Origin of the sequence: Ensifer sp. ENS07, assembly GCF_014852185.1 — a bacterium.
In the GTDB taxonomy this organism is placed as follows: domain Bacteria; phylum Pseudomonadota; class Alphaproteobacteria; order Rhizobiales; family Rhizobiaceae; genus Ensifer; species Ensifer adhaerens.
This window is the reverse complement of record NZ_JACVBE010000004.1, coordinates 301264-315121: the sequence shown is the minus strand read 5'-3', so window position 1 is coordinate 315121 and position 13858 is coordinate 301264. Positions and strand designations below refer to the sequence as shown.

The 13858-nt window shown below is 62.7% G+C and carries 15 protein-coding genes; 5 read left to right on the top strand and 10 right to left on the bottom strand.

Annotated elements, in window-relative coordinates; all coding sequences use genetic code 11:
* Positions 1 to 60: 60 nt before the first annotated feature.
* The gene (gene grpE / locus IB277_RS16500; protein WP_034797465.1) at positions 61 to 669 is read right to left on the bottom strand and encodes a nucleotide exchange factor GrpE; all 609 of its coding nucleotides are present in this window, start codon (positions 667 to 669) and stop codon (positions 61 to 63) included.
* Positions 670 to 931: 262 nt separating this feature from the next.
* Complete coding sequence (gene hrcA / locus IB277_RS16495) at positions 932 to 2011, bottom strand: heat-inducible transcriptional repressor HrcA (protein ID WP_034797467.1); 1080 nt, start codon at positions 2009 to 2011, stop codon at positions 932 to 934.
* Positions 2012 to 2273: 262 nt separating this feature from the next.
* Between hrcA and rph the strand changes: the two genes are divergently transcribed.
* The 4 genes from rph (at position 2274) to hemW (ending at position 5332) form a co-directional block, all read left to right on the top strand.
* The gene (gene rph / locus IB277_RS16490; protein WP_034797469.1) at positions 2274 to 2993 is read left to right on the top strand and encodes a ribonuclease PH; all 720 of its coding nucleotides are present in this window, start codon (positions 2274 to 2276) and stop codon (positions 2991 to 2993) included.
* A gap of 15 nt (positions 2994 to 3008) precedes the next feature.
* Complete coding sequence (locus IB277_RS16485; protein ID WP_090300956.1) at positions 3009 to 3404, top strand: VOC family protein; 396 nt, start codon at positions 3009 to 3011, stop codon at positions 3402 to 3404.
* A 17-nt stretch (positions 3405 to 3421) separates the two neighbouring features.
* Complete coding sequence (rdgB, locus tag IB277_RS16480; RefSeq protein ID WP_090300958.1) at positions 3422 to 4066, top strand: RdgB/HAM1 family non-canonical purine NTP pyrophosphatase; 645 nt, start codon at positions 3422 to 3424, stop codon at positions 4064 to 4066.
* Between the two features lie 81 nt (positions 4067 to 4147).
* Positions 4148 to 5332, top strand: a complete 1185-nt coding sequence (hemW, locus tag IB277_RS16475) for a radical SAM family heme chaperone HemW (protein ID WP_060580654.1) — start codon at positions 4148 to 4150, stop codon at positions 5330 to 5332.
* 28 nt (positions 5333 to 5360) lie between these two features.
* Here the strand turns inward: hemW and IB277_RS16470 are convergent, their stop codons facing one another.
* From IB277_RS16470 to IB277_RS16445, 6 genes are all read right to left on the bottom strand, one after another.
* Complete coding sequence (locus tag IB277_RS16470; protein ID WP_060580653.1) at positions 5361 to 5975, bottom strand: glutathione S-transferase family protein; 615 nt, start codon at positions 5973 to 5975, stop codon at positions 5361 to 5363.
* 107 nt (positions 5976 to 6082) lie between these two features.
* Positions 6083 to 6454 (bottom strand): DUF1801 domain-containing protein, encoded by a 372-nt coding sequence (locus IB277_RS16465; RefSeq protein ID WP_090300960.1) that lies wholly within the window; start codon positions 6452 to 6454, stop codon positions 6083 to 6085.
* A gap of 27 nt (positions 6455 to 6481) precedes the next feature.
* Positions 6482 to 6877, bottom strand: coding sequence for a DoxX family protein (locus IB277_RS16460; protein ID WP_176960422.1), 396 nt, complete (start codon positions 6875 to 6877; stop codon positions 6482 to 6484).
* 87 nt (positions 6878 to 6964) lie between these two features.
* Positions 6965 to 8236, bottom strand: coding sequence for an RNA polymerase sigma factor (locus tag IB277_RS16455; protein ID WP_060608319.1), 1272 nt, complete (start codon positions 8234 to 8236; stop codon positions 6965 to 6967).
* Positions 8233 to 8607 carry a YciI family protein gene (locus IB277_RS16450; protein WP_034797485.1) on the bottom strand — a complete coding sequence of 125 codons (375 nt, stop codon included), beginning with the start codon at positions 8605 to 8607 and terminating at the stop codon, positions 8233 to 8235. Before IB277_RS16450 ends, IB277_RS16455 begins: the two co-directional genes overlap by 4 nt.
* Positions 8608 to 8729: 122 nt before the next feature.
* Positions 8730 to 9689, bottom strand: a complete 960-nt coding sequence (locus IB277_RS16445; RefSeq protein WP_244546881.1) for a DMT family transporter — start codon at positions 9687 to 9689, stop codon at positions 8730 to 8732.
* Between the two features lie 134 nt (positions 9690 to 9823).
* Between IB277_RS16445 and gcvA the strand changes: the two genes are divergently transcribed.
* The gene (gcvA, locus tag IB277_RS16440; RefSeq protein ID WP_090300962.1) at positions 9824 to 10768 is read left to right on the top strand and encodes a transcriptional regulator GcvA; all 945 of its coding nucleotides are present in this window, start codon (positions 9824 to 9826) and stop codon (positions 10766 to 10768) included.
* 51 nt (positions 10769 to 10819) lie between these two features.
* On the opposite strand, the gene dnaA is transcribed toward gcvA, so the two are convergent.
* Positions 10820 to 12265: a chromosomal replication initiator protein DnaA gene (gene dnaA, locus IB277_RS16435; protein ID WP_060519887.1), complete on the bottom strand. Its 1446-nt coding sequence runs from the start codon at positions 12263 to 12265 to the stop codon at positions 10820 to 10822.
* 1143 nt (positions 12266 to 13408) lie between these two features.
* Complete coding sequence (rpsT, locus tag IB277_RS16430) at positions 13409 to 13675, bottom strand: 30S ribosomal protein S20 (RefSeq protein WP_034797494.1); 267 nt, start codon at positions 13673 to 13675, stop codon at positions 13409 to 13411.
* Positions 13676 to 13858: the final 183 nt, after the last annotated feature.

The window sequence follows — 13858 nt, the reverse complement described above, 5'->3', positions numbered from 1 at the left end:
CCAAACAAGAACGCCGCGCGAAGTTCGCGCGGCGTTCTTGTTGAATTCTGATCGGCAGGATCAGGCGGTCGGCGCGTCGCCGTTTTCGCCAGCGACGACCTTGGGGCCGCCCTTGGAAACGCCGACCATGGCCGGGCGCAGGACGCGGTCGCCGATGGTGTAGCCGGCCTGGACGACCTGCAGCACCGTGTTGTTCGGCACATCCGCATTCGGGATTTCGAACATCGCCTGGTGGAAGTTCGGGTCGAACTTCTGGCCTTCCGGCTCCAGCTTCTTGACGCCGTGGCGCTCAAGCGCCGAGAGCATCGAGCGCTCGGTCATCTCCACGCCTTCGATCAGCGTGTTGAGACCGGCCTCACCGGCTTCCTTGGCTTCCGCCGGAATGGCATCGAGCGCGCGGCGCAGGTTGTCGGATACCGCCAGCATGTCGCGGGCAAAGCCAGCGACGGAGTAGGACTTGGCATCCTTGACGTCGCGTTCGGTGCGACGGCGCAGGTTGTCCATTTCGGCGGCAAGCCGAAGGTACTTGTCGCGCAGCTCGGCGCTTTCTGCCCGTGCGAGTTCCAACGGATCGGGCTCGGCAACGGCTGCTGCCTCGGCAGCGTCCGGTGCGGCGTCGAATACCTCGTCGGTGGCCTCGGGTCCGTGCTTGTTCGTATCGTCGGTCATGACGTTCTCCGCAGTGTCGTCTGTATTGTCCTTCGCATTTCCACGCCGCAAGCGCGAGCCTGCGTTTCAGCAAAAATGCTTGGGGACTGGATTTGAAGCCGATATCGAGGTTTGGGGCCGAAAAATCAAGGGTTCAATCGCGCTCCTACAGCGCCGCGCGTCCTATCAGACGCGCGAAGGTCGCTGTAGCACTTTGATTTGCTGCATGTCTTTGTCCTTCATCGAGATCGATCAATGAGACATGCAGCGACTAAAAGCGCCCTTAGCGCGAAAGCCGCGACATCAGCTGCGCGGTATAATCGACCATCGGAACGATGCGCGAGTAGTTGAGCCGCGTCGGCCCGATGACGCCGACGGCGCCGACGATGCGGTCCTCGCCATCGCGATAGGGCGCGACGATCAACGACGAGCCGGAAAGCGAAAACAGCTTGTTTTCCGAGCCTATGAATATCCGCACCCCAGGGCCGCTTTCGGCGAGATCGAGCAGCTCGATCATGCTGTCCTTCTTTTCGAGATCGTCGAACAGCATTCTGAGCCGGTCGATGTCCTCGGCACCCTCGAGGCCTTCGAGCAGGTTGGCGCGGCCGCGCACGATCAGGCGCGCCGGCTTCTCGTCGCCCTCGTTGCCCGACCAGATGGCAAGACCGCGCTCGACAAGATCCTGCGACAGCGCGTCGAGCTCGCCGCGCACCGTCAATTTCACCTTTTCGAGCTGCGCCCGCACCTCGGCGATCGTCTGTCCGGCGAGATGGGCGTTGAGGAAGTTCGCCGCTTCCGTGAGCTGCGAACTGGTGACGCCGGCCGGGAGCTCGATGATGCGATTTTCCACCTGGTCATGTTCGCCGACGAGCACGGCCAGCGCCTTGGTCGGCGCCAGGCGGATGAACTCGACATGCTTCAGCACCGGATCGGCCTTGGCGGTGATGACGAGACCCGCGCCCCGCGACATGCCCGACAGCATCTGGCTCGCTTCGGTCAAAAGCGTATCGACCGGCTGGGTATGGTCGTCGCGCCGCACATGGCGATCGATCGAGGCGCGATCTTCGGGAGAGAGGTTGCCGACCTGCATGAAGGCGTCGACGAAGAAGCGCAGGCCCGTCTGGGTCGGCAGGCGACCGGCACTGACATGCGGCGAATAGATGAGACCGAGATCTTCGAGATCGCTCATAACGTTGCGCACGGAGGCAGGCGACAGCGCCATTGGCAAAAGCCGCGACAGGTTGCGCGAGCCGAGCGGCTCGCCGCTCGTCAGATAGGTCTCCACGATGCGACGGAAGATTTCGCCCGAGCGCTCGTCGAGCGCCGCGGCGATTTCCTTTGCTCCGGGATTGCGCAGTACCATGTCACTCCACATATGCAGGCACATCCTGCCGTGGCCGGAATATAGTGTCCCTGCGGTCCGTTGGCAAAAGGGAAAAAACGGTCGAATGTCCGGCTTTCCACCGGATCCCTTTACCTCTGCCATGCTCTGCAGCGCCGCGCATCCTTGGACGCGCCAAAGGTCGCTGCAGCACCTTAAACTGCTGCATAATTTTGTCCCTAAATCGATTTCGATTTAGGGAATTATGCAGTAGAAGGCTCACGAGATACGATAGGAGTTGACGATGCGGCCATCCGGCAGAAAAACCGATCAAATGCGCAAGGTTTCTTTCGAGCGCAATTTTTCCAAGCATGCGGAAGGCTCCTGTCTGGTGCGGTTCGGCGACACGCATGTGCTGTGCACCGCAAGCCTTGAGGAAAAGGTTCCGGCCTGGCTGCGCAATGGCGGCAAGGGCTGGGTGACGGCGGAATACGGCATGCTGCCGCGCGCCACCGGCGAGCGCATGCGGCGCGAGGCAGCCAGCGGCAAGCAGAGCGGTCGCACCCAGGAAATCCAGCGGCTGATCGGCCGGTCGCTGCGCGCCGTGGTCGATCTGCCGGCGCTCGGCGAACGCCAGATCTCGATCGACTGCGACGTCATCCAGGCCGATGGCGGCACGCGCACTGCCTCGATCACCGGCGCCTGGATCGCGCTCCACGACTGCCTGAAGTGGATGGAAGCCCGCAACATGGTCAAGGTCGAGAAGGTCCTGAAGGATCATGTCGCGGCCATTTCCTGCGGCATCTTCGCCAACCAATCGGTGATCGATCTCGATTACCTCGAAGATTCCGCTGCCGAGACCGACGCCAACTTCGTTATGACCGGCTCCGGCGGCATCGTCGAGATCCAGGGCACGGCCGAAGGCAAGCCGTTCTCGGAAGAGGAATTCGCGAGCCTGATGGGCCTTGCCAAGACGGGCATTGCCGAACTGGTCGCGCTGCAGAAGCAGGCGATCGCCGGCTGAGGAAGGAACGTCAAGATGGCCCCGGCGCTGGAAGGCATTCTCGAGACCGCCCTTTACATGGGTGATCTCGATGCCGCCGAGGCCTTCTACGGTGGCATTCTCGGGCTCGCAAAGATCACGCGTGCCGGCAACCGCCACGTCTTCTATCGCTGCGGACCGGGCGTGCTTTTGATTTTCAATCCGGCCGAAACGCTGAAGCCGCCGATCCCGCACGGCACGAGCGGCCAGGGCCACATGTGCTTCCGGGTTTCCGCCGCAGCGCTGGACGCCTGGAAGGCGAAACTGGAAGCGGCGGGCATCGCGATCGAAGCGGACACCCGCTGGCCGAACGGGGCGCGGTCCTTCTATTTCCGCGACCCGGCCGGCAACAGCCTTGAATGTGCGGAACCGGGCCTCTGGTCCATCGACTGAACACGAAACGGAACACCATGCGCAAACTCGACAACAAGACGCTGATCGTCGCCAGCCACAACGCCGGCAAGATCCGCGAAATCCGCGACCTGATCGGCCCGCTCGGTTTCGAGGCGAAGTCGGCGGCCGACCTCAACTTCATCGAGCCCGACGAGACCGGCACGACGTTTGAGGAGAACGCCACGATCAAGGCGCTCGCCTCGGCCAAGGCCTCCGGCCTGCCGGCACTTTCGGACGATTCTGGTCTCGCGATCGACGCGCTCGATGGAGCGCCCGGCGTCTATACGGCCAACTGGGCCGAGCGCGAAGATGGCAGCCGCGACTTCGCCATGGCCATGCAGAAGGTCGAAGATGCGCTGCAGGAGAAAGGCGCCAAAACGCCTTCCGAGCGCACCGCCCGTTTCGTCTCGGTTCTTTGCCTTGCCTGGCCGGACGGTCATGTCGAGCTTTTCCGCGGCGAGGTCGAAGGCTTCGTCGTCTGGCCGCCGCGCGGCGGCCAGGGCTTCGGCTATGATCCGGTGTTCCAGCCCAAGGGCTACGAGACCACCTTCGGCGAGATGAGCGCCGACGAGAAACACGGCTGGAAGCCGGGTGACGAAGAGGCTCTGTCGCACCGCGCCCGCGCCTTCAAGATCTTTGCCGAGACCTGCCTCGGAGCCTGATCTGAGCGGGATGAGGAAAAGTGCGTGCGGTTTCCGCCCGCATCCCGCTCTCTACTGAAAGTGACCATGAGAGACGCAATAATGCAAACTGCCACGCTATCGGCGATCGGTGACGGCATGGACCCCGGTTTCGGGGTCTACGTGCATTGGCCGTTCTGCGCGGCCAAGTGCCCCTATTGCGACTTCAACAGCCATGTGCGCCACCAGCCGGTGGACCAGCCGCGTTTCGTTGCAGCTTTCCTTAAGGAAATGGAAGAGGTGCGCGAGCTCTCCGGCCCGCGCACGGTCACCAGCGTGTTCATGGGCGGCGGCACGCCGTCCTTGATGGAGCCGTCGACGGTCGATGCCATCCTCCAAGGCATCGCTCGCCATTGGCATGTGCCCGACGGCATCGAAATCACCATGGAGGCGAACCCGTCGAGCGTCGAAGCGACGCGTTTCCACGGCTACCGCGCTGCCGGTGTCAATCGCGTCTCGCTCGGCGTCCAGGCGCTGAACGACCGCGATCTGAAGTTCCTCGGACGGCTGCACAATGTCGAGGACGCGCTGAAGGCGATCCGGCTGGCGCGCGAGATCTTCCCGCGCATGTCCTTCGACCTGATCTATGCCCGTCCGAACCAGACGGTCGAAGAATGGGAGCGTGAGCTGAAGGAAGCCGTCTCCTACGCGGTCGACCATCTGTCGCTCTACCAGCTGACGATCGAGGAAGGCACGCCCTTTTACGGCCTGCACAAGGCCGGCAAGCTGATCGTGCCTGATGGCGAGCAGTCGGCAGTGCTTTACGAGGCGACGCAGGACATTACCGCCGCCATCGGCATGCCGGCCTACGAGGTTTCAAACCACGCCCGCCCGGGTGCCGAGAGCCGGCACAACCTCACCTATTGGCGCTACGGCGACTATGCCGGCATCGGCCCGGGCGCCCACGGGCGCCTGGGCATCGGCAATGGCAAGATCGCTACCTCTACGGAGCGCAAGCCGGAGGAATGGCTGCGGCTCGTCGAGACCCATGGTCACGGCATGATCGAGCGGGAATCCCTCGATCTCGAAGCACAGTCCGACGAGTTGTTGCTGATGGGTCTGCGCCTCAAGGAAGGCGTCGACTTGGCGCGATGGCAGACGCTTTCCGGCCGCGACCCGGACCCGGAGCGCGAGCAGTTCCTGATCGATCACGGCTTCATCGAGCGGCTGGGCAATTCGCGCCTGCGCTGCACGCCGGCCGGCATGCTGATCCTCGACGCCGTGGTCGCTGATCTCGCCTGCCCCTGAGGGCAGGCGGTCTTCGCCGGCTACAGACTCAATCGAACGTTTCACCTGACAGCGGCGTGGCCTGCATCGACGGCCGGCCTTCGAATGCATCGAACCAGCGGGTCAGCCTCGGACGGTTGCGAAACGACGGCAGGTTGCGAAACGCCATCCAGGACAGTGCCGTCGCCAGCGCGATCTGCCCGATATCCACGTCTTCCTCGGGCGATAACGTCTGCTCCAGCCAATCGTAGGTCGCCTCGATCTTTTCTTCGTAGCCCTTGGCGAGTTCCGGATAGCGCAGATGTTCGGGGCGCCTCTCCCACTCCCAGCGCAGGCCGATCCCGGTCTGGGCAAGAACCTGCGCCACCGACTGCATGCGCAGCGCCCGCCATCGAGGTTCGCCGACCTCGGGAATCCGCTTGCGTCCCTCATGCAGCGTATCGAGATAGGCGCAGATGACATCGCTGTCGAAGATCGGCTCTTCGCCCTCACGCAACAGCACCGGAACCTTGCCGAGCGGGTTTTCGGCATAGACCTCGTCGTTGCGCCGCGTTGGGCTCGTCTCGTGGTGGATGACTTTCAGCCGGTCGGCAAGGCCGATCTCGTGAGCAAAGACAAGCGCCTTGCGGGCGAAGGGAGAGTGGGTTTGATAGTAGAGGATCATGGCTGCCTCGCGGGATCTGGCGTGAATTCCTGTTCCCGTGAAGAGATATTGCATCGCGGCCGATAAAGGCGCTCTGTTTCTTCGGCCACGATGCAAGTTTGTTTCGTCTAGGCGGCTTTCATCGGATCGCCCCTCAGCCGGTTGAGCTCGATGCCCCTAGCCACCAGCCGGGCGACCTGAGCGTCGTCCACGTCATCGGTGGTGCGCAGGCGAATATAGGCCATGTCGCCCTTGCCGCCGCCCTTCTCCAGGCGTGCGTCGAGATCGAGCATCTCGGCGCCGCGCCAGAAACCGAAGGTCACGTAATCCTTTGCCCCCTTGAGCAGACAGACCGCGCCGCCGGCCTCATAGATGGGATGGCCCCATTTGACGGCGTCATTGAGCGTGCCTGTGGCCAGGAGGGCACCATGCAGGCGCTTCGCCACGTCGGCCGGGACACCGGAGAGGCCGGCAATGTAGTCGTTGACTGTTTTGGTCATGGTCGTCTTTCGAGCGCTCCGTTTCTGTCAGTTGCTGAAGGGAATGAGGGCGCGCAGCCGCGGATCCCGAAGCCAGAGGCCGCCCCAGGCGATCACGCCGAGATAGAAGCCGAAAAGCAGATGGGTGAAGAGCGGGCTGCCGGCCCGCAGATGCGTCGCCATCGCCCCGCCGAGATAGCCGGTGAGCAGAATGGCGCCGAGGATCGAGGTGCGCGGGATCACATAGAGCACCGTGCACAACAATGTGAGAATGCCGAGCAGCCGCGCCAGACCCTGGTCGGCGGAATAGCCGAGCGCGACCATGGTTTCGGTGACGACAGCTAGCGGCACAAGCTTGATGACGGCATCGAAAATCAGGAAGGCGACTAGCACGCCGCTGAGGAAGCGGCCGAGGATGATCGACTTTGCCCTTGGGGCGGGCATAACGAGGCTGGTGGTCACTGATTTCTCTCCTTGGATTTCGTTCTCGGTCCAAGGACGAAAGCGCATGAGGGATCCCGACAGGCACCGTCAGATTTTTCTTTCGGAGATCTCGATACCAGGCGTTTCATCGAGCTTGTCGAGCTGCATGCGGATGTAAGCGCATTCGGCCGCGTTGGTCGCAAGCGCAATCGCATGGTCGAAGGCCACACGCGCCTCGCGGACCTTGCCGAGCTGCTTCAGGAGATGGCCGCTCAAGCCATGGAAATAGAAATAGCCGGAGAGCTTTTCCGCCAAGGGCGCGATCATCGCCAGCGCGGCTTCCGGCCCCTGACGCTTCGAAACCGCCACTGCGCGATTGAGCGTGATCACCGGAGAGGGCTGCAGCCGCTCGAGCGCCTGGTAGAGCAGGTCGATCTGCGCCCAGTCGGTCTCATCCGCACGCTCGGCGCGGGCATGCAGCGCCGCGATCGCCGCCTGGATCTGGTAGGCGCCCGGTTGGCGGTACTGCATCGCCCTGTCGATCAGCGCCAAGGCCTCGTCGATCAGCGAGCGGTCCCACAGGCTGCGGTCCTGGTCATCAAGCAGGATGACGGCGCCATCGGCGTCGAAGCGGGCGCGCGCCCGCGAATGCTGGATCATCATGAGCGCCGTCAGCCCCTTGATCTCCGGCTCGGCTGGGAAAAGCTGAAGCAGCAGGCGTCCGAGCCGGATCGCCTCCTGGCACAGGTCGGCCGAGACGCTTTCCGGGCCGTTCATCGCCGAATAGCCCTCGTTGAAGACGAGGTAGATCATCGTGGCGACGGCGGCGAGCCGATCTGACCGGTCGGCCGCATCCGGGGTCTCGAAGGCAAGGCCGGCGGCCGCGACACGCGACTTGGCCCGCGTGATCCGCTGTTCCATCGCCGCCTCGCTGACGAGGAAGGCGCGGGCGATCTGCTTGACAGAAAGGCCCGAGACGATGCGCAGCGCCAGCGCGATCTGCTGCGTTGCCGGCAGCGCCGGATTGCTGCAGACGAACAGCAGGCGAAGAATGTCGTCGCGATAGTGGGAGCCGTCGAGCTGGTCGGCGAGCGCGCCCTCCTGATCCTCGAGGTCGGAAAGAATTTCCTCCGGCGGCAGCGCCGTTTCGCGGGACTGGCGGCGCACCTTGTCGATGCCGCTGTTGCGGCCGACGAAGATCAGCCAGGCGGCGGGGTCGCGCGGCGGGCCGCTCTTCGGCCAGGTCTTCAAAGCCCGGATACAGGCCTCCTGAAACGCTTCTTCGGCAGTGTCGAGGTTGCGGAAATAGCGCAACAGCGCGCCCACGGCCTGCGGCCGGGCCGAAACGAGAGCGAGGTCTATCCAGGCTGTGTCTGTCATGAAGCAAGCTCACTGGGTTTGTAGATGGCAAGAGGACGGATTTCATAGGAGCCGGCGGCCGGATTGGCAGAACTCAGATCACGGGCGAACTCGAGCGCATCATCGAGAGACGCACAGTCGATGACATAGAAACCGAGCAGTTGCTCTTTCGTTTCGGCAAACGGGCCATCGATTACGATCGTCTCGCTGTGACTGTGCCGGAGCGTCGTCGCCGCCGTCGTCGGCATCAAGCGCGCCACCGGCCCAAGCCGGCCTGCCTCCGCATATTTGCTCTGTACGGCCAACAGATCATGCATGACTTTTTCGTCCTGCTCCTTGGTCCAGGCGTTCGTGACATCTTCTTGATTGTAGCAAAACACGGCGTAAAGCATCGGAACTCCAGCTCCTGAAACAAAGACGGTGGCGGCAAGCAATAGCCGACAACCCGGATGAAAAAAACAGGGCCGGTGGTGCTTTCGCCCACCGGCCCGCAATGCGTGCAAATCAGAAATGCTCAAGCGTTGTCGCGGCACTCTAACTTGGTGTCGATGGCCGGTCGAGAAAAGAGGCGCAGAAGCCGCCCGTCGATCGCCGCCAGACCGGCCGCGATCAAGGTCATGCCCAGGAAGTGCTTGGGTTCCAGCGTTTCGCCGAGGAACAAAGCGCCAAGCAGGATGGCGCTGACCGGGATCAGGAAGGTCACCAGCATCAGGTTTGTGACACCGGCCGTTTCCAGGATGCGGAAGAACAGGACGTAAGCGAGCGCCGTGGAAATCAGCGCGATGCCGACGATCGCCGCCCAGACGTCGAAGCCGGGCATGGGAAGCGTCCAGGGATGATCGATCAGCAGCGACAGCGGGACCAGCATGATGCTTGCGGTCGAGACCTGACCGGTCGCCGTCACGATCGGCACCACGCCCATGCGCTTGAAGCGGCGGGCAAAGACACCGGCGAGCGCATAGGAGAGCGCTGCGCCAAGCACTGCGACCTGGGCAAGCAGGTTCGAACCAAGGCCACCGAGCGCCGCCGGACCAATCATCATCGCGACCCCGAGGAAGCCGACGACGACGCCTGCAAACCGGTTGGCTGTCAGCTTCTCGTCATCGGTCAGGAGATGCGCGACGATCACGCCGAACAGCGGCGTGGTGGCGTTGAGGATCGAGGCAAGGCCGCTTGCGATATGCGTCTGCCCCCAGACGATCAGCGAGAAAGGGATGAGATTGTTGAGCAGCCCCATCCCGAAGAAGGCCAGCCAAACGCGCGGGTCGCGCGGCATCGACAGTCCCATCAGTCGAACGAAGGCGAGCAGCGCGAGCGCCGCGAGACTGACGCGGAGCGCCACGATCGTGACTGGAGGCAACGCCTTGACGGCGACGCCGATGAAGAAGAAGGAGCCGCCCCACAGAATGGAGAGCAGGATCAACATGCCCCATTCCCGGGCGCCCATGACCTTGGCCTGCGTTGCTTGTGTCATTGCCTTAACCCTCGTTTGTTTGTCAGGCTAAACCGTGATGGCATCGACCATCTTGACTTTGTGCCATTATTCTCAGGATATTGAGCTTCGAACAAACGATCATTTCTCGCCGCATGATTGAGTTTGGCTAAACCATGTCGACATACCTTCCTTCGCTTGCCTCGCTTCGCGCCTTCGAGGCCACCGCGCGACATCTAAGCGTTACCAAGGCCGCGCAAGAACTGAACGTGACGCCTGGCGCCGTCAGCCTGCAGGTGCGCGAACTGGAGCAGGCGTTAGCAGTGACGCTGTTTGAGCGCCGGCCGAGACAGTTGGCGCTGACGGAGGACGGCAGCACCTATTTCGCAACGCTCAGGCGCGCGTTCCGAATGATGCGCGAGGCGACCGAGGAACTGACGGCGCGCAAGCGTGCGCCGGTGCTGACGGTCAGCTGCACGCCCACCTTTGCCGCGCAATGGCTGGTGCCGCGCATCGGCGCCTTCGAGTTACAGGTGCCCGGCATCGACGTGCGCATCAGCACCACCAATCGGCTGACCGACTTCAACAGCGATGGGGTCGACATCGCCATCCGTCATGGGCTTGGCCGCTATGACGGTCTTGTGAGCGAACGATTGATCGATGACGACCCGGTGCCGGTCCTTCACCCGGCACTACGCGCCAGGAACCCACTCGACATGCCGGGTGACCTTGCCGCGCATGTGCTCTTGCACGACGTCCATCGTCAGGATTGGAGGCTGTGGCTGGATGCGGCGCGCGCCGACGGGGTGGACGCCGGGCGAGGGCCGGTCTTCGTCAACAGCAACGGCGCGATCGAGGCGGCCAAGGCCGGCGACGGCGTTGCATTGGTGCGCCTGTCGCTGGTCACGCGCGAGCTTGCGGAGGGTGTGCTGGAAGCCCCCTTCCCTGAGGGCGTGATGACCGGGCTTGCCTACCATCTCGTCTACCCGCCGGCCGCACTCGACCGCCCGCCGGTCACGGCCTTTCGCGCCTGGATCATCGAACAGGCACGAGCCGAGCAGGGTGTGGGGAATGCGGCGACCAAGCGTCCGCCGCAGCCGGCACTGAAAGCGGTCCGGTAAAACAAAAGAGCCCGGGCGAACCCGGGCTTTTTTTGCGGCAATGCGCCTCGACTATTCGTTGATCAGGCGCTTCAGCAGCTCGATCTCATGGCTGAGCTTGGTGTCGCCCGAAATCAGCTCCTCGATCTTGCGCACGGCGTGCAGCACGGTCGTGTGGTCGCGTCCGCCGAAGCGACGGCCGATCTCCGGGAAGGAGCGCGGCGTCAGCGTCTTCGACAGATACATCGCGATCTGGCGCGGCTTGACGATGACACGGGTGCGGCGGTTGGAGACGAGCTCCTGGCGCGAGACGTTGTAGTGCTTGGCGACGACCCGCTGGATGTCCTCGATGCGCACGCGGCGGGGTTCGCCGGCGTTGACGAGGTGGCCGAGCAATTCATCGACGCGCTCGAGCGAGAGCTGCGGCTCGAAGGAGCGGCGGAACAGGAGCTGGTTGAAGGCACCTTCCAGTTCGCGGCCGCTGGCGGTCACGTTGCGTGCCACATGGCTCAGGATTTCGCCGGGAATGTCGAGCGAACCGTCGTCCTGACGGGCCGTGTCCAGGCGGCGCTTCAGCATTTCCAGGCGCATGTCGTAGTCCGGGCCGTCCATCTCGATGGCGACGCCGCCCTGGAGACGCGAACGAACGCGGCTGTCGAGCGATTCCAGTTCCCACGGTGCGCGGTCGGCTGCGACGACGACCTGCTTGGCGGAATCGAGCAGCATGTTCAGCAGGTGGCAAAACTCATGCTGGATCGACTTGCCCTGCAGGAACTGCATGTCGTCGATGATCAGGAGATCGATGTTGCGCAGCGACTCCTTCAAGGACAGCGCGTCGTTGTCGCGGATCGCGGTGGCGAAACGCCACATGAAGTATTCGGCCGTCAGGTAGACGACGCGCGGCGCACGCGCGCTCTGCAGCGCCTGGATGGCGATCGCCTGCAGAAGGTGCGTCTTGCCGAGACCGACGCTCGAATGGATGAAGAGCGGGTTGAACCGCACCGCACCGGCGCCGGCTTCCGCAATCGTCCGGGCGGCGGCAAGCGCCACGCGGTTCGAGGAACCCTCGACGAAGTTTTCGAAATTGTAGCGCTGGTCGAGCGGCGAGCCGAAGAGCGGCGCCTGGGTCGGCCTCTGCATGCTTGCGACAGTCGCCGCGGCAACGGTTGCCACCGGCTGGGCTGCGGCCGGACGGCGCGCGGGCTGAGCCGGAGCTGCTTCTGCCGCCTGCGGCAGCGCTTCTTCCTGGGTGGTCGGACGGGCGCCACGGGTTGCCGTGCGCACCAGGATCTCGATCTTCATGATCTCGCCGTCTTCCTGCTGGAAGATCGAGGTGATGAGGTCAAGATAACGGTTGTTGATCCAGGACTTCAGGAACGTGGTCGGCACCGAAAGGCGCACAACGCTCTTGGATACGGAATGGAGCTTCAGACGCCCAAACCAGCTTGCAAAGACATCCGGACCGACTTGAGCTTTGAGACGCGCACTTACCCGCTCGAACAGTGCGTCGTGCCTCATGTCGGTTTTTTCCCCCGCCGCCTGAGATAGATTGCTTCCGGCTTGAAATGCGTCTCCTTCTTTCTGAAGTGCGCCCGCCGTCACCAAATTCATCTGCATTTTGCCGCCTTCCAATTCATGTTCAGATGCCGTCATCGCTGCCGGCCTCATCTCTTATGTCCGTCGCCCGCGGCGCCCGTATGGGCCATGCCGCTTTCGCCGAACGTCACAGTCGCAGACGACGCCGGGCTCCTCATCTCCCGCCTCGCTGCGCGCTACGCGCACCCACCTGCCCTGCTGGGCCGGAGGATGTCCCCTCGCGCCTCTCGTCAACAATCCCTTCGACGCGCTCCCGCGCCGTACCGGATCCTCCTCCTCGTCAACAGCTCGTCGCACCCTCGTACGAAGCGATGAGCCGCGCGTTGGACCTTGGCCTCGCGTCGGGCGCCGCTTGCACCCTCCATCGAGGCCTCCTGCATCTTTCCTTTGTCGTAGCCGATCAAAGGGCAAGACAGGCAGCCGTCAAAGCGCCGCAGCGACCTCTAGGCGTCCGACCGGACGCAGGTGCTGCAGATGGCCGCCTCACAATCACAGGACGAAAGTTTCCCGTCCGGAGCGGTATGAACCATCCGGTTTTTTCACCTTCGACTTGTCTGATTGAACGACGCGGAGCCGCCCTGATACAAAGGACAGAAACATCGAAACCATTTCTTCGAAATGGCCTCTTTTGCTTCTTTTTACAGATGTGGTCCGTGTCCCCTGTGGAGGGCATTTAGGCAGGATCGATGGGCAAGATCAATCGCGATTTTTACGCAACCTTAAGCGCTGGCCGTTGACTCTCCGGCCGCCATTTGCTTGCCGCATTCCGAGTCCGAGAAGAATCCCTGTTGAATCAAGGGTTTTGATTTTTCGCTCTTTGCTTAGCTGGCGAAAAAGAAAAAAAATAAAAATTCGCTTGACTCAGAATGGGCCGAACGGACCCCCAGTCAGAGACATCCTTTTGATAAGGACCTCTCACAAGTCATTGAAATAATTATATAAATCTTGTCATCGCACTGACATAAGCCCAAGCCGCCAGATTAACCATCGCGATGACAGAAGTATGAATCCGAAAAGCCCGGCGCAAGGGCCGGGCTCTCGATTAACAGATTTTTCTTAGCCGGATTAGGCCGAAAGCGACTTTACGCGCTGTGCAAGACGCGAAACCTTGCGCGATGCAGTGTTGGCGTGCAGGACGCCCTTGGTGGCTGCGCGCATCAGCTCGGGCTGAGCTGCCTTGAGCGCTGCGGCTGCAACTGCCTGGTCGCCGGTTGCAATCGCTTCTTCGACCTTGCGGATGAAGTTGCGAACGCGCGAACGACGGGCCTTGTTCACTGCGGTGCGGCGTGCGATCTTGCGGGTCGCCTTTTTCGCCGAAGTTGTATTGGCCATTTGTGCCTCTCTTCGAAAACTGACATGAACTCCGCCCCTCGCCGTGCCGGGTCACTGCGACCTGTCATCAAAGCAATTCGGGAGTATTTCCGGAAAGCCCAGAATGGCGTTCCAAACTGAGGGCGGCGTATAGCGGGAAACCGCCGCCCCGTCAACGCGCAATTTCCAGAATCTGCGCGCCGT